At 43.9% G+C, this 20695-nt stretch carries 22 protein-coding genes and 1 pseudogene; 20 read left to right on the top strand and 3 right to left on the bottom strand.

The window, feature by feature from the left end:
• Window positions 1–5: 5 nt before the first annotated feature.
• Window positions 6–835, bottom strand: a pseudogene (locus tag LI091_RS00655) (Cof-type HAD-IIB family hydrolase).
• 87 nt (window positions 836–922) lie between these two features.
• Window positions 923–2506: a glucose-6-phosphate isomerase gene (locus tag LI091_RS00660; RefSeq protein WP_265190671.1), complete on the bottom strand. Its 1584-nt coding sequence runs from the start codon at window positions 2504–2506 to the stop codon at window positions 923–925.
• 314 nt (window positions 2507–2820) lie between these two features.
• On the opposite strand from LI091_RS00660, the gene LI091_RS00665 reads away from it, so the two are divergent.
• From LI091_RS00665 to rsfS, 17 genes are all read left to right on the top strand, one after another.
• The gene (locus LI091_RS00665) at window positions 2821–4137 is read left to right on the top strand and encodes a Na+/H+ antiporter NhaC family protein (RefSeq protein WP_331463595.1); all 1317 of its coding nucleotides are present in this window, start codon (window positions 2821–2823) and stop codon (window positions 4135–4137) included.
• Complete coding sequence (locus LI091_RS00670) at window positions 4134–4835, top strand: DNA alkylation repair protein (protein WP_022427257.1); 702 nt, start codon at window positions 4134–4136, stop codon at window positions 4833–4835. The genes LI091_RS00665 and LI091_RS00670 overlap by 4 nt, the downstream gene beginning before the upstream one ends.
• Before the next feature lie 21 nt (window positions 4836–4856).
• Complete coding sequence (locus tag LI091_RS00675; protein ID WP_173760480.1) at window positions 4857–6305, top strand: ATP-binding protein; 1449 nt, start codon at window positions 4857–4859, stop codon at window positions 6303–6305.
• A gap of 39 nt (window positions 6306–6344) precedes the next feature.
• On the top strand, window positions 6345–7271 hold the full coding sequence (locus LI091_RS00680; protein WP_195656573.1) for an AEC family transporter: 927 nt from the start codon (window positions 6345–6347) through the stop codon (window positions 7269–7271).
• Between the two features lie 22 nt (window positions 7272–7293).
• On the top strand, window positions 7294–7755 hold the full coding sequence (locus LI091_RS00685) for an NUDIX hydrolase (protein ID WP_021652616.1): 462 nt from the start codon (window positions 7294–7296) through the stop codon (window positions 7753–7755).
• A gap of 32 nt (window positions 7756–7787) precedes the next feature.
• Complete coding sequence (locus LI091_RS00690) at window positions 7788–8279, top strand: alpha/beta hydrolase fold domain-containing protein (RefSeq protein WP_195656575.1); 492 nt, start codon at window positions 7788–7790, stop codon at window positions 8277–8279.
• 434 nt (window positions 8280–8713) lie between these two features.
• A complete protein-coding gene (locus LI091_RS00695; RefSeq protein ID WP_265190672.1) occupies window positions 8714–10585 on the top strand; it encodes a TIGR03960 family B12-binding radical SAM protein in 1872 nt (623 codons plus the stop codon).
• Window positions 10560–11276: a TIGR03936 family radical SAM-associated protein gene (locus tag LI091_RS00700; RefSeq protein WP_334292737.1), complete on the top strand. Its 717-nt coding sequence runs from the start codon at window positions 10560–10562 to the stop codon at window positions 11274–11276. Before LI091_RS00695 ends, LI091_RS00700 begins: the two co-directional genes overlap by 26 nt.
• Entirely contained in the window at window positions 11260–12483 is a 1224-nt protein-coding gene (locus tag LI091_RS00705; protein WP_320442560.1) for a ribonuclease E/G, read from the top strand. Before LI091_RS00700 ends, LI091_RS00705 begins: the two co-directional genes overlap by 17 nt.
• A 141-nt stretch (window positions 12484–12624) precedes the next feature.
• Window positions 12625–12930, top strand: coding sequence for a 50S ribosomal protein L21 (rplU, locus tag LI091_RS00710; protein ID WP_015525170.1), 306 nt, complete (start codon window positions 12625–12627; stop codon window positions 12928–12930).
• 12 nt (window positions 12931–12942) lie between these two features.
• Window positions 12943–13263: a ribosomal-processing cysteine protease Prp gene (locus LI091_RS00715; RefSeq protein WP_092069983.1), complete on the top strand. Its 321-nt coding sequence runs from the start codon at window positions 12943–12945 to the stop codon at window positions 13261–13263.
• Between the two features lie 5 nt (window positions 13264–13268).
• Window positions 13269–13556 (top strand): 50S ribosomal protein L27, encoded by a 288-nt coding sequence (gene rpmA, locus LI091_RS00720; RefSeq protein WP_015525168.1) that lies wholly within the window; start codon window positions 13269–13271, stop codon window positions 13554–13556.
• Between the two features lie 64 nt (window positions 13557–13620).
• On the top strand, window positions 13621–14913 hold the full coding sequence (obgE, locus tag LI091_RS00725; protein WP_021652070.1) for a GTPase ObgE: 1293 nt from the start codon (window positions 13621–13623) through the stop codon (window positions 14911–14913).
• 11 nt (window positions 14914–14924) lie between these two features.
• Entirely contained in the window at window positions 14925–15215 is a 291-nt protein-coding gene (gene yhbY, locus LI091_RS00730) for a ribosome assembly RNA-binding protein YhbY (RefSeq protein WP_021978046.1), read from the top strand.
• 16 nt (window positions 15216–15231) lie between these two features.
• Entirely contained in the window at window positions 15232–15873 is a 642-nt protein-coding gene (gene nadD / locus LI091_RS00735; RefSeq protein WP_021652068.1) for a nicotinate-nucleotide adenylyltransferase, read from the top strand.
• Window positions 15860–16474 carry a bis(5'-nucleosyl)-tetraphosphatase (symmetrical) YqeK gene (gene yqeK, locus LI091_RS00740; protein ID WP_015525164.1) on the top strand — a complete coding sequence of 205 codons (615 nt, stop codon included), beginning with the start codon at window positions 15860–15862 and terminating at the stop codon, window positions 16472–16474. Before nadD ends, yqeK begins: the two co-directional genes overlap by 14 nt.
• A 6-nt stretch (window positions 16475–16480) precedes the next feature.
• The gene (gene rsfS / locus LI091_RS00745) at window positions 16481–16846 is read left to right on the top strand and encodes a ribosome silencing factor (RefSeq protein WP_015525163.1); all 366 of its coding nucleotides are present in this window, start codon (window positions 16481–16483) and stop codon (window positions 16844–16846) included.
• Window positions 16847–17025: 179 nt separating this feature from the next.
• Here rsfS and lexA read toward each other — a convergent pair whose 3' ends face one another.
• Window positions 17026–17646, bottom strand: a complete 621-nt coding sequence (gene lexA / locus LI091_RS00750) for a transcriptional repressor LexA (protein WP_015525162.1) — start codon at window positions 17644–17646, stop codon at window positions 17026–17028.
• A 214-nt stretch (window positions 17647–17860) separates the two neighbouring features.
• On the opposite strand from lexA, the gene LI091_RS00755 reads away from it, so the two are divergent.
• The 3 genes from LI091_RS00755 to LI091_RS00765 are packed head-to-tail and all read left to right on the top strand — an operon-like array spanning window position 17861 to window position 20693.
• Window positions 17861–19303 (top strand): HlyD family efflux transporter periplasmic adaptor subunit, encoded by a 1443-nt coding sequence (locus LI091_RS00755; protein ID WP_021652064.1) that lies wholly within the window; start codon window positions 17861–17863, stop codon window positions 19301–19303.
• Between the two features lie 19 nt (window positions 19304–19322).
• On the top strand, window positions 19323–20015 hold the full coding sequence (locus LI091_RS00760) for a YggS family pyridoxal phosphate-dependent enzyme (RefSeq protein WP_173760484.1): 693 nt from the start codon (window positions 19323–19325) through the stop codon (window positions 20013–20015).
• A gap of 24 nt (window positions 20016–20039) precedes the next feature.
• The gene (locus LI091_RS00765; protein ID WP_021652063.1) at window positions 20040–20693 is read left to right on the top strand and encodes a cell division protein SepF; all 654 of its coding nucleotides are present in this window, start codon (window positions 20040–20042) and stop codon (window positions 20691–20693) included.
• Window positions 20694–20695: the final 2 nt, after the last annotated feature.

The following is a 20695-nucleotide window of genomic DNA, read 5'->3' on the forward strand; positions in this document are numbered from 1 at the left end:
ATATCTCATCGGTGCAGCGCAAACTTTTCAATGGCGCGTGCTACACCGTCTTCGTCATTGGAAGCAGTAATATAATCGGCTGCTTCTTTTACCTGGGGCTGTGCATTGGCCATGGCTACGCCAAAACCGACTTCCCGGAGAAGATGGACATCGTTGTCACCGTCTCCGCATGCCATAATGGATTCCCTTGGGATTCCCAGCATTTCGCCAAGAGCAACAAGAGCGGTTCCTTTGTTGACACCGGCGGCGTTGATCTCAATATTGTAGCTTAAGGAGCCTACAAGCTCCAGCTCCTTAAGTTCACTTAATTCCTTCCAGGCGGCGGCACGTTCCTCCATGTCTGCAAAAAGCGCCTGGACTTTATCCATGCTTCTGTTTTCTTTTGTAATGACATCCTGGATGTCCGGAACCGCGATACGGGTAGTACGGACATAATTCCACATATTAGGGTCGTGATGGTATTTTCCTACATTATCAAGCTTGGCAGCGTCTGCATATCCCTGGCCGTCAAAATAGATCTCACTTAAAGTATCATATTTTTCAAAGATACGGAGAGCTTTTTTGCACTTTCCATGGGAAGAAGCTGCTCGATAAGAAGTTTATTATGGTCTGTATCAAGGACTCTGGCTCCGTTGGAGGTGAGAGCATAGTGAATTCCCGGAAAATTTCTCAGTTCCGCGGGAATGCCGGTATATGGCCGGCCGGTAGCCATCAGAACAAGGATACCTGCATCAATAGCTTCCCTGAGAACGCGCCTGGTATTTTCTGTGAGTTCTTTTTTTGTATTCAGAAGAGTTCCGTCCAGATCAAGACCGATCATTTTTATCTGCTGCATATTTAAGATTTCCTTTCCCGGTTAAGGTCACATATACAGAAAAACCGTCCCGAAAAAACATTTTCCGGGACGGTATCTATCTGTTTATCAGATATCAAGAAGATCACTGTAAACTTTCAGTGATCCGTCTGTATCATGAGCGAGAACACGTTTTGCAAGAACCTTACCAAGCTGTACACCCTCCTGGTCAAAGCTGTTCAGGTTCCATACAAAGCCCTGGAACATGATCTTGTTCTCAAAGTGTGCAAGAAGCGCACCCAGAGACTTCGGTGTAAGTTCCTCACCAACAATGATACTGGAAGGACGTCCGCCCTTGAAGTTTTTGTTCAGGTTCTCATCTTCTTTTCCACATGCAAAAGCAACGATCTGTGCTGCAACGTTTGCACAGAGCTTCTGCTGGCTTGTGCTGTTCTCGATATCAACATCAACACCAAGCTGGCTCTTCTTAAAGCCGATGAACTGAAGCGGAACAATATTGGTTCCCTGATGCAGAAGCTGGTAGAAGGAGTGCTGTCCGTTGGTTCCTGGCTCACCAAAGATCACCGGTCCGGTCACATAATCCACCGGCTCACCAAAGCGGTTTACAGATTTACCGTTAGACTCCATATCACACTGCTGAAGATGAGCAGGGAAGCGACTTAATGCCTGTGAGTATGGTAAAACTGCAGTAGAAGGATATCCCTGTACATTTCTCTCATAAACGCCGATCAGGGCATCCAGCATATCCGGGTTCTCAAGAATGTTCTTATTTGTTGCAAGCTTATCCTCCTCGGCAGCTCCGTCAAGGATGTCTGCGAATACTTCCGGTCCGAATGCAAGGGAAAGGATCGCTCCGCCTACGCCGGAAACGGAAGAGTAACGTCCGCCGATATAGTCGTCCATGAAAATAGCGGTAAGGTACTCATCACTCTTTGCAAGAGGAGAGGTCTCACTGGTTACAGCAAGCATATGTCTGGATGGGTTCAGGCCCGCTTTTGTAAGGGCGTCTTTTACGAATGCCTCATTTGTCAGAGTTTCAAGTGTTGTACCGGATTTGGATACAACGATGAAAAGAGAATGAGCAAGATCTACAGATGCAAGAACAGCAGCTGCATCATCCGGGTCAACGTTGCTGATGAATTTTGCTTCCATCTTGAAGGTGTTGTTTGCCTTTGCCCAGTTCTCAAGTGCGATATATAATGCACGCGGTCCCAGGTCACTTCCGCCGATACCGATCTGTACAACCGTAGTGAATTTCTCACCGGCTTCATTTGTGATCTCACCTGCATGTACTTTGTTTGCAAAATCTGCAGCTTTCTTCTGCTGAGCTACATAGAATTCTCGCTTGTCCACACCGTCAACAACAACAGGCTCGCCAAGCTGTGTACGTGCAAGATGATGAAGGACCATACGTTTCTCGCCTGTGTTGATCACTGCGCCGTTATATAATTCCTGGAATTTTTCGATCAGTTCTGCCTCATCAGCCAGTTTGGAAAGTGCGTCAAGAACGGTCTCGTCCACTTCCTTAGCTGCGTAATTGTAAGCCAGACCTGCTGCCATCGGTACGCTGTACTTCTTTACACGTTCTGCACCCTGCTCGCCAGACATTGCCTCTGCAATGTTCACGTGATCTTTCAGACTGTTAAGTTTGCTGTAAGAAGCAAGAGTGTCCAGATTTTTCCATGTTGCCATAATCATATTCCTCCTTTAATGACTGTGATCAGAGATATCACCATAAATCCTTCGGATATCTTTTTCACAATTGTCTACAGCCAATTATACTGAAAAAAGCTCTGGATTTCAACGGAAGGAACGATTTAATTGGTGAAAATCTTGTTAAATAAGGTAAAAAATATCAGAGATAACAGGATCGTGACGGAAATATGAAGAAGTTTCCGTCAGCAGCAGGACAGGAATGGGGAAATATGATATGATAGAAAACAGATCACCCGGAGAAAAAAACCGGGAATATAATAAGTGATGAAGGGAATTGTTTTATGGAGGAAATGAAGAAAAAAGGAAATGTGATTGCACTGTTGCCTATCGGTGTTTTTCTGGTTCTGTATCTGGGACTGGGAATTTTGTTTGAGTATGTGATGAAGATCCCTATGGGATTTTATAATGTACCGATCGTTGTGGCTTTTCTGTCTGCGATCCTGGTGGCATGTGTTCAGAACAGAACGATCAGCTTTGACAGAAAGCTGGAGCTTATGGCAAAAGGAGTAGGAGATAAAAATATCATCACCATGCTTCTGATCTTTCTGACCGCAGGCTCTTTTGTGGGTGTTGTGGGGCGCAGCAGTGCAGAAAGTGTGGCCTACTGTATGCTTTCTCTGATACCGGCACGTTTTTCTGTTGCGGTATTGTTTGTAGTTGCCTGCTTCGTATCTGTGGCTATGGGAACTTCCGTTGGGACGATCACGCTTCTTACCCCTATTGCGGTAGCGGTTTCCAAAGCTTCCGGTTTTGATATGGCATTTTGTGTGGCATCGGTGATGGGAGGAGCCATGTTTGGTGACAACCTTTCTTTTATTTCTGATACCACGATCGCAGCCTGCAACGGTCAGGGCTGTCAGATGAAAGATAAATTCCGGGAAAATTTCTGGATCGCATTTCCGGCAGCTGTTGTTACACTGCTCCTGATCCTTATCCTGTCTTTTCAGACAGAGATCCAGGGAAGAGTGGTACAGGATTATCATCTTATACAGATCTTTCCATATGTTCTGGTGCTGATCGGCGGGATCATCGGCATCAATGTATTTGTGGTACTTCTGATTGGAATTATCTCCGGCGCATTTATCATGCTTCTTGGAGGACATATCACACCGGTGGAGCTTCTGACCAATATCGGATCCGGTGTTTCCGGAATGTTCGAGACCTGTATGGTGGCTATCCTTGTAGCAGCCATGTGTGCGCTGATCCGGGAGCATGGAGGCTTTGAAGCGCTGCTTTCCGGAATACAGAGAGTTTTTAAAGGGAAAAAAGGCGGACTTCTTGGTATGGGACTTCTGGTTGGAGCCATGGATATCGCAACAGCCAATAATACGGTAGCTATTGTTATGGCCAACCCCATTGCAAAGGAAATGGCGCTGGAATATAAGATCACTTCCAGAAAGACAGCTTCTATCCTGGATACATTTTCCTGTATTTTCCAGGGGGTGATCCCATATGGAGCCCAGATGCTGGTTGCCATTTCTGCGGCAAAGGAACTGGGATTTGAGCTTTCTGCTTTTCAGATCATGCCGAAACTGTTTTACCCCATGCTTCTGCTAGTGAGTTCTCTGATCGCGATCTTTGGTATAAAAGGCGGGGATGATAAATGAATCAGGAAGAGATGATCCGGGATGTCCGGAAAAGACTGTTTGAAATGCAGGATACAGGATATCGGGATTTTCATGCAAGGCTGGTTCCGACTGTGGAGAAAGAAAAGATCATCGGTATCCGGACACCGATACTCCGGAAATTTGCAAAAGAATTTGGAAAAACAGAAAGATCCGAAATGTTCCTGAAGGTTCTTCCTCATCAGTATTATGAGGAAAATAATCTCCATGGCCTGCTGATCGAGCAGATCAGAGATTATGATAAATGTCTGAAAGAACTGGAGCGTTTTCTTCCGTATATTGATAACTGGGCGACCTGTGATCTGCTGGCGCTCCATATGATGAAAAAACACCGTGATATATTTATCCGGGAGATTTATCGCTGGATGGAGTCGGATAAGCCGTATATCATCCGGTTCGGGATCAGTATGCTGATGCGCCATTATCTGGACGAAGGATTTAAACCGGAATATCCGGAGAAAGTGGCAGCGATCCGCTCGGAAGAATATTATGTAAATATGATGCGAGCCTGGTATTTTGCTACAGCACTGGCAAAACAGTATGAGAAGATCCTTCCATTCTTGGAAGAGCAGAGAATGGATATCTGGACTCATAACAAGACGATCCAGAAATCCATTGAAAGCTACCGGATCACACAGGAACAGAAGAATCATCTCAGGACACTGCGGATAAAGAAATAAACAGCAGGTAAGGGTTAAAATATGAAGGCAATATCGATCTATGCACTTACAAGAAATCAAAATATGGAATGTGTCCAGAAGCTGGAACGCCAGCTTTCCGGCAGAGATTTTTTTCTCAGGATCAAAGAGTGGGAACTGGAAAGTATGAAAGCACTGGTGAAGCAGCTGGAACTGCATATGGAAGAGGTATATAAGCTCCGGCTTTTTTATTCGTTCCAGATCCCGAAGCTTGGAAAGGAGTTTGATCTCCTTCAGATCAAGGATGATCAGATCGTAAATATTGAACTGAAAAGCGGCAGTGTATCGGATGAGGCCATTCGAAGACAGCTGATTCAGAACCGGTATTATCTGTCTGTTTTTGGGAAATCGATCCTGTCTTATACCTATATCAGCAGTGAAGATCGTCTGGTGAGACTGACCAATCACGATCACATTGTGGAGGGGGACTGGAAACAGCTATGTATTGCATTGGGGAAAGAAAGCCCGGACTATGAGGGAGATATCGAGGATCTGTTTCAGGCAGAGCTTTATCTGATCTCTCCGCTGACAGAACCGGAGCGTTTTCTCAAAAAAGAGTATTTCCTTACTTCCCAGCAGAGAGATATTGAACGGCAGATTCTGAAGAGAATACGTGGAGAAAGAGGAGGATATTTCTGGTTCAGCGGACTTCCAGGAACCGGAAAAACATTGTTGCTTTATGATATTGCGATGAAGTTGTCCGTGCGCCAGAGAGTCTGTATCATTCACTGTGGAGAGGCGGGAAAAGAATGGAAGATTCTTCATGAACGTCTGCGGCGGATAGATTTTCTGGCAGATACTCAGCTGGACGGAACGACGGATCTTGGCTGTTACAGCAGCATTCTGGTAGATGAAGCACATCTTCTGTCCCTGGAAAAATTATCGGTTCTGCTTACATGGAGTGAGCACAGGCCGGTGATCTTTTCCAGTGATTCCGAGGATGTGATCTCACCGGAAGAGATGGATCGTAGCATTGTGGAAAGCCTGGGAAATCTGCCGGAGATCCAGAAATTCCATCTGACAAACCGGATCCGTACCAATGCGGAACTTTCCTCTTTTATCCAGAACATGATGCACCTGCCGGAAAAAAGAAGCCCCAGATGGTATCCGCATATTGCAGTGGTGTATGCCAATAATGACCGCGAGGTGGAAAATTTTCTGAATGATTTTGCGGGACAGGGATATCAGCAGCGGATGCCAGAGGGTTCTGGACAGCTTGGTATCCAGGCAGTGAGAGATGCGGAGAAGATCGTTGTATTGCTGGATGAACAGTATTATTACGACGAAAAAGGATATTTAAGATCCAGGTGCTCTGCGGAAAAATATTCCAGTGTACGAAAACTTTTTCATCTTTTGAATCAGGCGAAAGAGAGCCTGGCTCTGGTGGTGAGAGAGAATATGGCGGTATATGAAGTGATGATGGAGATTTTGCAGATGCACAGAAACAGATAAAAACAAAAGATTAAAGACAATGGAGAGGAAGACAGAGGGATGGAAGTTTTGGAGATTGTTTTGCCTGTACTGGCGATGATCATTCTTGGAATCCTGTGCAGAAAATGGAAACTTTTAGATCAGAGTGGTGTCAATAACATGAAAACACTGGTAACAAATATTATGCTTCCTGTGGCAATTTTTCATGCACTGGCAACAGCAGAGTACAGTGGAAAGATCGGAATTCTGGTTCTGATCATGTTTGTGATGCTCTTGATTTCATTTGGGGCAGGATTCTGGATGAAAAGATTTATGGACGAGCCATATAAGAAATATCTTCCGTTTCTGGTCTGTATCTATGAAGGTGGAATGATGGCTTATCCGTTGTATACAAGTCTTTGTGGCAGCGAAAATCTTTCACAGATTGCAGTGCTGGATATTGCGGGACTTCTTTTTGGATTCAGTGTGTATATGGGAATGCTGGGACAGACGGAAAACGGGGAAAAGATCAATGCAAAAAGCCTGTTTTACAGTGCATTGCGAACCCCTGCTTTTATAGGAACGGTTCTTGGAATTATTGCGGGACTGACACGAATGATCACCCAGCTTCTGGACAGTCCTTTTGGCAATTGTTATCTCAGTGTGGAGAATATTCTGACAACGGCCATTACGCCGATTATTCTTATTGTAGTTGGGTACAGTATGGAACTTGCGCCGGAACTTATCAGCCCCTGCCTCAAAACCATATTGCTGAGAGTCCTTTTGCAGGCAGTGATGATTGCGGGAGTTCTCATGGCAGTAAAATATTTGGTAGGAGGTTCCAGGCTTCTGAACCTGGCGGTTATTACATATATGTCCTCGCCTGCTACATTCAGTATGCAGACTTTTCTGAGAAAGAAAGAGAGCAGTGCTTATGCATCCACAACAAATTCTCTGTATTGTGTGGTTTCAATCCTGGTTTATATCACACTGGCAGTGGCAGGATGATGGAACTGAAAGAAGGGATCAAATGACGACAACGACATTATGTTATATAGAAAACGATGATAAATTCCTGATGCTTCACAGAGTAAAAAAACAGGATGATATGAATGAGGGCAAATGGATCGGCGTTGGCGGGCATGTGGAAAGTCAGGAAACTCCGGAAGAATGCCTTGTTCGTGAGGTGAAAGAGGAAACAGGGCTGACACTTACCTCCTATAAGTTCCGTGGCCTGGTGACATTTATAAACAGTGAATGCGAATCAGAACTTATGTGTGTGTTCACGGCCGATGAATATGCAGGAGAACTGATTGAATGTGATGAGGGAGAACTTTGCTGGGTTGACAAAGCCATGGTGCCGAATCTTCCGGCATGGGAGGGGGATCAGGTATTTCTTGATCTGCTCCTTTCAGGAGAAAAACGCTTTTTTTCTGTAAAATTGCAGTATGAAGGTGACAGACTTGTAGAGAAGAAAATTCATTTGTATTAATAGTAGATTGTTTCATAGCTGGAGGGGAAATCATGTTTAATAAAATGATTGCACAGCAAACCGCAAAAAAAGAAAAACTTCTTGATAATTTTCTGAAAAAACATGAAGCGGAATATCCGTTTCCGGAAGATGTGGAACTCATTTGTGACATTGACTATATGGGAGATGGAAAGCCCTGTCATTTCATGGATATTTACCGTCCCCGAAAAATTATGAAGGTTCTTCCCTCCTATATTTACGGGAAACACTGGAAAAAGAGTTCGTTTTATCCATATATAAATCCGGAAAACAAAGAAATTATCCGAAACCTGCCACCGTCATTTCTGGTCACAGCTTACGGAGATACTCTTCGAAATTACAGCAGACAGTATGCAAAAGCGATAAAAAAAGCCGGTGTGATCTGTCATCTTGAAGATTATGAGGTGGACAAAAAACTTCCGCATGCTTTTAGTACAACTTTTCCTGAAATGGAGGAAAGTAAATGTGCAAATACGCAGATGGTGGAATTTCTTTTTAAATACTGATGAAATGCCAGGAAACCTTACTGGAGTCCGGATCCGGATTATTCTCCCTGCACAAGGATGCAATCGCCATATACAGTTAAGAACACAATTTTCTTGAAATCCTAACCATAGATGATTATAATAGGGAGAAGGTATGTCAATTTTGTGCTATTAGTGATATTTGGCATTGCATTGTATTTTAATATACAAAATGCCATTTTTCTTTACGATAAGTTCGCGAAAATCCGCAGGATATTAACTGTTTGAGGGTAATGATAACCGTTGTTGGCAAGTTGAAAAAATGTCCATTTTTGACCAAACGGGGTTTTGGGCATCATTTTATAGCAACTTTTTACACAAGAATTGGCTTACAAATATAAACATTTTTGATGTTTCACTGAATTTTATATCTTTAAATTCTTTGTGAAATATTACTAATTTTAGAAAGGGATAGAATGAGAAAATTAGCATTAAGTGATGAAATTTTGCTCAAAGTTGATAAAGCTGCCCGCTATATTGGCGGTGAAGTTAACTCCGTAATGAAAGATAAAAATGCGGTAGATATCCGTTTTGCAATGTGCTTCCCGGATGTCTACGAGATCGGCATGTCAAACCTGGGCATGATGATCCTCTATAACATGTTCAACCAGCGTGAGGATGTATGGTGTGAGCGTCTCTTTTCTCCATGGCCGGATCTGGATAAGGTGATGAGGGAGAAGAAGATTCCGTTGTTTGCACTGGAGTCCCAGGAGCCGATCCGTGATTTTGATTTTCTTGGTATTACTCTTGGTTATGAAATGTGTTATACCAATATCCTCCAGGTACTGGATCTCAGCGGGATTCCGCTGAAAAGTGCGGACCGTGGTGAGGATTTCCCGATTGTGATCGGTGGTGGTGCCTGTGCGTATAATCCGGAGCCGCTGGCGCCGTTTTTTGACCTGTTCTATATTGGAGAGGGCGAGACGGTTTATGATGCTCTTTTTGATGCTTATAAGGCCAATAAGAAAGCTGGCGGCAGCAGGAGAGATTTTCTTCTGGCAGCAGCTAAGATCCCTGGAATTTATGTTCCATCTCTTTATGAAGTTACCTATAAAGAAGACGGCACGATCGCATCCTTTGCGCCAACAGAGGCTGGCGTTCCGGAAAAAGTCCAGAAACAGCTGATTATAGATATGGAGAAGGAATACCGTGCAGTGGAAGCACCGGTTGTTCCACATATTAAAGCTACACAGGATCGTGTAACTCTGGAAATCCAGCGAGGATGTATCCGTGGATGTCGTTTCTGCCAGGCAGGAATGATCTACCGTCCTACCCGTGAACGTGATGTGGAGACTCTGAAAGAATCCGCACGTATCATGCTGAAAAATACAGGACACGAAGAGATTTCCCTTAGTTCCTTAAGCTCCAGTGACTATTCCCAGCTGAAAGAACTGGTGAACTTCCTGATCGAAGAGTTTCATGGAAAGGCTGTTAATATTTCCTTACCATCTCTCAGGATCGATGCGTTTGCGCTGGATGTTATGAGTAAAGTGCAGGATGTAAAGAAAAGCAGCCTGACTTTTGCTCCGGAGGCCGGTTCTCAGCGACTTCGTGACGTTATCAACAAAGGTCTGACAGAGGAAGTGATCCTTCATGGTGCAGGCGAAGCATTCAAGGGTGGCTGGAATCAGGTGAAGCTTTACTTTATGCTCGGTCTTCCTACAGAAACAGAAGACGATATGAAGGGAATTGCTCATCTGGCACAGAAGATCGCAGAGACCTATTATGAGGTAGTTCCGAAAGAACAGCGTAAAGGTAAGGTACAGATCAACGTCAGCACATCTTTCTTTGTGCCGAAGCCGTTTACCCCATTTCAGTGGGCACCAATGTATACAGAGCAGGATTTTGTGGAAAAAGCCAAGGTGGTTAAAAATGAAGTCCGCGCCCAGCTGAATCAGAGGAGTATCCGTTATAACTGGCATGAACCGGATGTAACAGCTCTGGAAGGATTTCTCGCACGCGGGGACAGACGATGCGCGGATGTGATCCTGAAGGCTTATGAAAAAGGTGCCCTTTACGATGCCTGGACAGAAAATTTTGATTATGATATCTGGAAGGAAGCTATGGCTGAATGCGGAGTGGATATGACATTCTACACACTTCGTGAAAGAAGCCTGGATGAGATCCTTCCATGGGATTTCATTGATACCGGTGTCAGCCGCAGATTCCTGGAGCGTGAATGGCAGCGTGCAAAAGAGGGTGTTGTGACGGAAAACTGCCGTCAGAAATGTTCTGCATGTGGAGCTATGAAATTTAAAGGAGGTGTCTGCCTTGAAGGTAAGAATTAAATTCAGCAAAGAAGGTCCTATGAAGTTTGTGGGACATCTGGATACCATGCGTTATTTCCAGAAAGCACTTCGTCGTGCAGAGCTTCCGGTAGCGTTTTCCGGTGGATACAGCCCGCATATGATCATGTCTTTTGCGGTTCCACTTGGAGTGGGGATGGAGAGTCTCGGAGATTATTTTGACCTGGAAATGGCAGAAGATATGCCTACTGCAGAGATCGCAGCCCGTCTGGAGGAACAGATGGCAGAGGGGATGCATATCGTTAGCGTCCGCAAGGTAGAGGATGGAAAAGCGGGTAAAGCGATGGCACTGGTGGCAGCAGCAGATTATCTTGTGGAGTTCCGTCCGGGCAAAGAGCCTTCTATTGACTGGAAAAGCCGTGTGAAAGAATTTCTGGCACAGCCGGAGATCAAAGTGACCAAGCAGACCAAGCGCAGCGAAAAGGAGATCGATCTTCGTCCGAATATCTATAAAATGGAAGTAAGAGAGAATGGGTTCTTTTATATGCTGGCATCTGCAAGCTCTAATTATACGAAGCCGGAGATGGTAACAAACACCTTTTTCCACTGGATTGGAGAAGAACTTCCGGAATTTGCCTTCACAGTGAAACGTCTGGAAATGTATGCCGATAAAGGAGAAAATGCAAGCCCACGTTTTGTGACTCTGGAATCATTAGGTGAGGAAATTGAGTAAACTGATCATAACAAGAATGGAGATCCATGGTGTGCCCTGTACAGTAGCGGCCCTTTCAGAGGAGGAACGGATCGTTGAGATCCGACTGGAATCCGATCAGGAAAAATCCATTCTTGGAAATATATACACCGGACAGGTCGAAAATATCGCATCCAATATCCAGGCGGCTTTTGTGCAGATCGAGCCTGGAAAGAGATGCTACTATTCTCTTGCAGAGGCACAGAGAGCTGTTTTTTCCGCAGGAAGAAAAGGAAACGGACCATTGCGGCCTGGAGATGAGCTCCTGGTACAGGTGAGCAGGGATGCCATGAAGGGAAAACTTCCGGCACTGACATCCAATCTGAATTTTACGGGAAGATATCTTGTTCTCACTACAGGAGATAAAAAGTTTGGTCTGTCTTCCAAGCTGGCACTGGAAGATCGCCATCGCCTCAGCGGATGGCTGAAAGAGGAAGCAGAGCGTCCGGATAAGGAATTCGGTATCATTGTCCGGACCAATGCCGCAGACGCTTCCAAAGAAGAGATCCTGAAGGAACTGGAGTGGCTGAAGGGCCGCTACCATAAAGCCGTAGTTCAGGGACGGAACCGTACCTGTTTCAGTCTTGTACTGGAGACAGAACCATTTTATGTGGCGGCTGTAAGAGATGCTTATGGCCGTGACCTGGATGAGATCATTACCGACGTGCCGGAAATCGGGGAAATGATCCGGGGATATCTGGAAGAGATCAGCCCGGAGCTTAAAGAAAAGCTTCGTTTTTATCAGGACAAACTTCTTCCGCTTTATAAGCTGTATCGCGTGGAAACCGCACTGGATGCGATCCAGAAAGAAAAGGTATGGCTGAACAGCGGCGGATTTCTGGTGATCCAGCAGACGGAGGCCTTTGTATCCATTGATGTAAACAGTGGAAAATATACCGGAAAGAAGAAAATGGAAGAAACCTTTCGCAAGATCAATCTGGAAGCGGCTGCGGAGATCGGCCGGCAGTTACGGCTGCGTAATCTTTCAGGTATTATCCTGATCGATTTTATCAACATGGAAAATCCGGATCACAGAGATGAACTCTTTCATGTTTTACAGAAGCTCCTCAGAAAAGATCCGATAAAGAGCAGGGCCATTGATATCACACCATTGCATATCCTGGAAATGACCAGAAAGAAAGTAAGACGTCCGGTGATCGAGGACATTCGGGAGCTTACAAAAAAATAATAAAAATATCAAAAAAACTATTGACATAACAGTATGTCACTGTTATGATAATCGAGTATGCCGCACAAAGAGGTTAAAGAGCTTCAGTTTCAGAACAGGAGCCACCGAATTTGGCGAGTAAATAATTAGGAGGTGCCACAGATGTACGCAATTATTGCAACAGGTGGTAAACAGTACAAGGTTGCCGAGGGTGACGTAATTAAAGTTGAAAAGCTCGGTGTAGAAGCTGGTGAAACCGTAACATTTGACAACGTGATCGCAGTCAGCAATGACGGATTAAAGGTTGGCGAGGATGTAAAAGATGCCAGTGTTACCGCTTCTGTAGTTGAAAACGGTAAGAATCGCAAGGTCATCGTTTACAAATACAAACGCAAAACTGGATATCACAAGAAAAACGGACACAGACAGCAGTACACCAAGGTTAAGATCGAAAAGATTAACGGTTAATCTGGTGTCATCATGATTACAATTAAAGTCAGAAAGAAAAACGGATCTTACGAAGAATTTATTTCGAAGGGACATGCCGGTTATGCAGAAGCCGGACAGGATATTGTCTGTGCTGCGGTATCTGCACTGATCATTACCACGGTGAATTCTCTTGAGAAATTCACAGATGATAAATTTGATGTGCAGGAAGAGGATGGATTTGTTTCCATTCATTTCAGAAATGATCTTTCTGAACGGGGGATGCTCCTTATGGATTCCTTACTTCTCGGTCTGACGGAAATTGCTGGTAGTTATAACAATCGATATTTGACAGTAAAAGTCAAGGAGGTGTAACAACAATGATGAAGATGAACCTTCAGTTATTCGCACATAAAAAGGGAGTTGGTTCTACAAAGAACGGTCGTGATTCCGAGTCTAAGAGATTAGGTGCGAAAAGAGCAGACGGACAGTTTGTAAAAGCCGGAAACATTCTTTACAGACAGCGCGGAACCAAGATTCACCCAGGTGAAAACGTAGGCTGCGGTAAAGACTATACTTTATTTGCACTTACAGACGGAGTCGTAAGATTCACAAGAAAAGGTCGCGATAAGAAACAGGTTTCTATCGTTCCTGTAGACGCAGAGTAATGAAATAGGTAAAAGGCTTCAAATCGATCCGGTTTGGAGCCTTTTTTTGGAATAGAGGTGTAATATGTTTGCAGATAGAGCAAGGATCATTATCCGCTCCGGTAAAGGCGGCGACGGACATGTAAGCTTCCGACGTGAGCTGTATGTACCCAATGGCGGGCCGGATGGCGGCGATGGTGGCCGTGGCGGTGATGTGATTTTTGAGATCGACGAGGGCCAGAATACTCTCGGAGACTACAGACACAGAAGAAAATATAAAGCTGAGGATGGCCAGGAAGGCGGTAAAAAACGCTGCCATGGTGCAGACGGTAAGGATGTGGTCCTGAAGGTTCCGGAAGGTACGGTGATCATGGATGCGGAATCCGGCAAGGTCATCGCGGATATGTCCGGTGAGAATCGCAGACAGGTCGTATTAAAAGGCGGTCGTGGTGGAAAAGGCAATCAGCACTATGCAACAGCTACCATGCAGGTACCGAAATATGCCCAGCCTGGACAGCCGGCTCAGGAACTTGAGGTTCTCCTTGAACTTAAAGTGATCGCAGATGTCGGTCTGGTAGGATTTCCGAATGTTGGTAAATCTACTTTCCTTTCCCGTGTGACAAATGCACAGCCGAAGATCGCCAACTATCATTTTACAACATTGAGCCCTAATCTTGGAGTTGTAGATACTGATAACGGCGGCTTTGTTATCGCTGATATCCCGGGACTGATCGAGGGTGCATCAGAAGGTGTGGGACTTGGACATGAATTCCTCCGTCATATTGAGCGTACACGAGTTATCATCCACATTGTAGATGCCGCTTCCGTAGAAGGTCGTGATCCAGTGGAGGATATCCACAAGATCAATAAAGAACTGGAGGCCTACAATCCGGAAATTGCAGCAAGACCGCAGGTGATCGCAGCCAACAAGATTGACTGTATTTTTGATGATGGCGAAGAAAGCCCTATTGATCAACTGAAAGCAGAATTTGAGCCACAGGGTATTTCGGTTTATCCAATCTCAGCCGTTACCGGGCAGGGTGTCAGAGAACTCCTTTTCCATGTGAAAGAGCTTCTGGATAAGAGCCCGATGAAACCGGTAGTGTTTGAACAGGAATTCTTCCCGGAAGATGTTCTTGTAAATGAAAATCTTCCGTTTACTGTGGAGCGCAGCGAGGAAGATCCGGAAGTATTCCTTGTGGAAGGTCCTAAGATTGAAAAAATGCTTGGCTATACAAATCTGGATTCTGAGAAGGGATTTGCCTTCTTCCAGAAATTCCTGAAAGAGGGCGGTATCCTGGAGGAACTGGAAAAAGCCGGTATCCAGGAAGGCGATACGGTTCGTATGTATGGCTTTGATTTTGATTATTATAAATAAGAGGTATGACAATGACAAGTAAGCAGAGAGCATATTTAAAAGGCCTTGCCATGACAATGGATCCGATCCTTCAGCTTGGCAAGGGTGGTCTTACTCCTGAAAATACCGCTGCTGTTGAGGAAGCTCTTGCAGCAAGAGAGCTGATCAAGATCAGCGTTCTTCAGAACTGTCTGGAGGATCCACGTGAAATGGCACAGGTTCTTGCAGAGAGAACAAGATCTCAGGTAGTACAGGTGATCGGTAAAAAGATCGTTCTCTACAGAGAAGGTAAAAAGGACAAGAAAAAAATCATTCTTCCGTAATCTCGGGAGGTTATAAATGAGCAAAGCAACAAAAAAAATAGGAATCATGGGTGGTACTTTTGATCCCATTCATATGGGGCATTTGATCCTGGGAGAAAAAGCCTATGAACAGCTTGAGCTTGATAAAGTTTTGTTCATGCCCTGCGGAAATCCACCTCATAAACGGAACCGTAAGGGCAGAGCGACTGATGAACAGCGTGCGGAAATGGTCCGTCTTGCCATAGAGGATAATCCTCACTTTGAGCTGTCTCTGATCGAGATGCATGAGGAAGGCTATACGTATACTTACCGGACTCTGGAACAGCTGAATAAAGCGAATCCGGACACAGAGTATTATTTTATCATCGGTGCAGATTCGCTTTTTAATTTTGATACCTGGATGGAACCGGAACGCATTTGTCAGGAAGCAGTACTGGTAGTGGCAACCAGAGATCATACTCCATTGAAGGAACTTGATCAGCAGATGCAACTTCTGTCACAGAAGTATAACGGGAATTTTATTCGACTGGATACCATGAATATTGATGTTTCCAGTGAGCTGCTCCGTTCCTGGCATGAAAGCGGGCAGAGTCTCCGCTATTATGTTCCCAAGCCTGTGATTTCCTATATTGAGAAAAACGATATCTATAAAGGAAATGATTCAGATGGGAAAATATGATTTTATCAAGATAAAAAAGAAACTTTCCAAATATCTGGATGAGGCTAGATTTGAGCATACAATGGGGGTTATGTACACTTGTGCTGCGCTTGCCATGGTTTATGATTATGATCTGGAGGATGCACAGGCTGCAGGACTTCTTCATGACAGTGCAAAGTGTATTCCTAATAAAAAGAAACTGAAGCTGTGCAGCCAGCATGATATTCCGGTATCAGATTTTGAAAAGGATCATCCGTTTCTTCTTCATGCCAAACTGGGGGCTTATGTGGCCAGCAGTAAATATGATATTAAAGACGAAGAGATCCTGACAGCGATCACTTATCATACAACAGGAAGACCGGGAATGAGCCTTCTTGAGAAGATCGTATATATTTCAGACTATATTGAACCAATGCGTGACAAAGCTCCGAATCTTGCGAAGGTGCGAAAGATTGCTTTTGAAGATCTGGATGAGTGTATGTATGAGATTTTAAAGGATACACTGGAATATCTGGAGGAAAATCCCAAGGAAATCGACAGTACGACCAGGGATGCTTATGTTTATTATAAAGAACTCCATGACAGAAAAATGCAGGATGCAGCTAACAGACAGGAGGATTAAAATTCTATGAGTATCGAAAAAGAGATGGTCCGGATCGCCTGCAAGGCACTGGATGATAAAAAAGCAAAGGATATCAAGATCATTGATATCCATGAGGTTTCCGTGATCGCAGATTATTTTGTGATCGCAAGTGCTTCCAACCAGAATCAGGTACAGGCAATGGTTGACAATGCAGATGAAATGCTTGGCCGTGCCGGATATGAAGCAAAACAGATCGAGGGAACCAGAAACTCCAGCTGGGTCCTCATGGATTACGGTGATATGATCATCCATATCTTTGATGAGGAAAACAGACTTTTCTACGATCTTGAGAGGATCTGGAGAGACGGCAAGATTCTTGATGCGGAAGAATTTCTTGGTGAGAATGAGTAAAATTTGTTATATTAGTTTACTGTAAAAATATTATGTGAACTAAATAAGAAGAAATCAAAAAGCAGAAGTTTTCTGCTGAAAAAGAAAAGAGAGATATCTTTGTGGGGCTGTACAGCTACCTTAAAGATATCTCTCTTTTTAAATCACATTACATTGGGTGGGATCTGTTGTTTATATTTTTATGAAAAGAAACGAAATACACCAAATACTTTGCCGAGGATCTGCAGATTACCGGTGATGATGATCGGTTCCATATTGTCGTTCTCCGGCTGAAGTCGATAATAACCATTTTCTTTGTAGAAAGTCTTAACTGTTGCAGAATCATCGATCAGAGCAACTACCATGTCGCCGTTTTCTGCTGTTGCCTGCTGCTTTACAAGAACCTGATCTCCATCAAAAATACCTGCATTGATCATACTGTCACCTTTGACAGTCAGCATGAAACTTTGTTCATTGGGCATATATTCAGCCGGGATCGGAAAGTAAGCATCGATATTTTCCACTGCCAGGATCGGCTGTCCGGCAGCAACAGTGCCTACAAGAGGAACATTGACAACCTCGCGGCGGACCAGATTGAAATTATCATCAATGATCTCGATCGCACGGGGCTTGGTGGCATCTCTGCGGATATATCCGTTTTTTTCCAGAGCTTCCAGATGGGAGTGAACGGAAGATGTGGATTTCAGGTTTACTGCTTCACAGATTTCACGGACGGAGGGCGGAAAACCTCTGTTAAGGATCTCATTTTTCATATAATCCAGTATTTCCTGCTGCTTTTTACTGATTCTGCCATATGTCATGTGTACTTACCTCCCTGGGTTGATTTTATCTGCTGTCGACCATAATATGACAGCATCACGAAATTATATTTTGAATAGTATAACATACTTTTGAAAAAATGGCAAACGGATATTCGGAAAGTATGTTCGCACGTTTTAAAGCTTGTATTCATTTAAATAAAATGTTACAATAAAACGAACTTTAAGAGATGAACGATGTAAAGGAGGCATTCATTTGCCGGATAATAAAGTACATTCCGGAAAAACTCCGGGATTCTTAGCAAAGCTTCGTAAAATTTTTGGTCTGAACATTGGAACTGTAATGTTCGGAGCAATTTTTATCTATATGATCTTTAGTGTGATTCTTTATCTTACAGCTTCTCATATGGAATCTTATCAGGTTCCCTCCGGTCCGTTATCCATGAATGAGACATACACAGGGCTGGCGATCATGACAGAGAACGTAGTGCAGGCAGATGCGGGCGGTTACGTTACATATTACGCAAGGGAAGGTACCAAGATCAATGCCAACGGTGCTGTCTACAGCCTGAACAGTTCAAGATCTGCAGACAATGTAACCTCTCTGAGCAGAGAGGAACTGGCGGATATACGCAGTAATATGCAAAGCTTTTCCAAAGGATTTGATCCCAGCAAATTCAACAGTGCCTATAGTTTTAAATATCAGCTCAATGGAAGCATCCTTCAGTATGCTTCAGACAGTTCGGGAGCTTCTTCTGCAAGCACGACGTCTGAAGATGGAGAGGAAGCCACAGTTACAACTATAGTTTCCAGTGATCCAAATATCCGCCGTGCGCAGACAGACGGGATCATCCTGTATTCTACAGATGGCTACGAAACCAAAACCGTTGATAATGTCACAGCTGCTGATTTTGATCAGAATTCCTATCAGGAAACGGATCTGAAAACAGATGGACAGATAAAGGCCGGAGATGATATTTATACGATCATTACAGATGAACGCTGGAGTCTTTTGATTCCTTTAAGTGAGAAGCAGGCTGCTAATCTGAAGGAGCGTACATCGATCCGCGTCAAGTTTCTGAAAGATGATCTGACGCAGACAGGAGACTTTTCAATCATGGAGATCGATGGGGCTAAATACGGTAAGATTGATTTTAATAAGGGACTGATCCGATATGCGTCAGACCGGTTTCTGGAAATAGAACTTGTCACGAACAATGTGACAGGTTTAAAGATCCCGTTATCTTCTATCGTAACGAAGGAGTTTTATGCAATACCTTCCAAATATCTTACGACGGATGATGAAACACAGCAATCCGGATTTATGCTTTCCGGCAGAAATAAAAAGGGCGACAGTACGACAACCTTTGTCAATGCCGGTATCTATGGCCGTGATGAGATCACAGACAAAGAAACACAGGAAACAAGCTATATTTATTACGTAGACAAGAATAAATTTAAAGAAGGAGATGCTCTTGTTGATCCGGATAGTGGAGAGAAGTTTATCATCGGAGATACAGAAGTTCTGGAGGGAGTTTTCTGTGTCAATCAGGGATATGCGGTATTCCGCCGGATCGAGATCCTGGATGAAAATGAGGAATATGCGGTTGTATCAAAGGAAACCTATAATGGGCTTGTCCGATATGACCGTATTGTGAAAAATGCAGATAAAGTAAGTGAACAGGATATACTTTACTGATTAAAGGAGGATTTATATCATGGTAGCGGAAAATTTGGCACAGGTGCAGAAAAATATTAATGAATCCTGCAATAAAATTAACAGAGATCCGAATGAAGTCACACTGATCGCAGTAAGCAAAACCAAACCGGTGGAGATGCTGAAGGAGGCTTATGATGCCGGAGCACGTGTCTTTGGAGAGAACAAAGTGCAGGAGATCGTGGATAAATATGATCAGATGCCTTCAGATGTCAAATGGCATATGATCGGACATCTTCAGCGTAATAAAGTAAAATATATTGTGGATAAAGTTGCAATGATCCATTCTGTAGATTCGCTTCGCCTGGCCGAGACGATTGAAAAAGAAGCAGCGAAAAAAGCGGTTATTGTTCCGATCCTTATAGAAGTAAATGTAGCGCAGGAAGAAAGTAAATTTGGTCTGAAACCGGAAGAAGTTTTACCGTTTATAGAACAGATCGCAGATTTTTCACACATTCGGATAAAGGGGCTCATGACAATTGCTCCCTATGTTGATAATGCAGAGGAAAATCGCGAAATTTTCCGTGAACTTAAGAAATTAAGTGTTGACATTGCTGCTAAAAACATTAATAATGTTACTATGAGTGTTCTGAGTATGGGAATGACCGGAGATTACATGGTTGCCGTGCAGGAGGGCGCTACGATGGTGCGTGTAGGCACTGGTATTTTTGGTGCAAGAAATTACGCATTATAAGACTAATAAGATTGGAGATTTAAAATGGGCGTTTTAGACAAGTTTTTAGATGCCATCAAACTGAACGACGATTATGACGATGACGAATTGTTAGATGATAGCCTTCTTGAGGATGAGGACGATTATGATGACGATTTCCTCGATGAAGATGATGATATGGAAGAGAAACCAAAGAAGAAATTTTTTGAGAAATTTTCCAAGAAAAAAAATGACGAGGAAGAGGATTTTCTAGAGGATGAGCCGGAAGATGAAACGGTTAAGGCACCTGTTGCCAAGTCATCTGCAAAGACAGCTGCAGCCAAGGCCCCGGCAAGGCAGGAACGTATTTCCAGACCGGCACCTTCTTCTAAGATTACCCCAATGCGTACAAGCAAGCGTTCTTCCCAGGCTGCAAATATGGAAGTTTGTGTGATCAAGCCTACAACCATGGAGGAAGCAAGAGAAATTGCGGATACACTGGTCGATAATTCTACCGTGATCCTGAATCTTGAAGGAATCGATGTGGAGCTTGCACAGAGGATCATCGATTTTACTTCCGGTGCATGTTATTCACTTGGAGGAAGCCTTCAGCAGGTATCCAGCTATATTTTTGTACTTGGACCATATAATGTAGATATTACAGGTGATCTTCAGAATATCCTTGGCGGTTCTGTGCCGTCTGTTAGAGTGGGTTATTAACC

Origin of the sequence: Blautia sp. MSK20_18, assembly GCF_020553125.1 — a bacterium.
In the GTDB taxonomy this organism is placed as follows: Bacteria; Bacillota; Clostridia; order Lachnospirales; family Lachnospiraceae; genus Blautia_A; species Blautia_A fusiformis.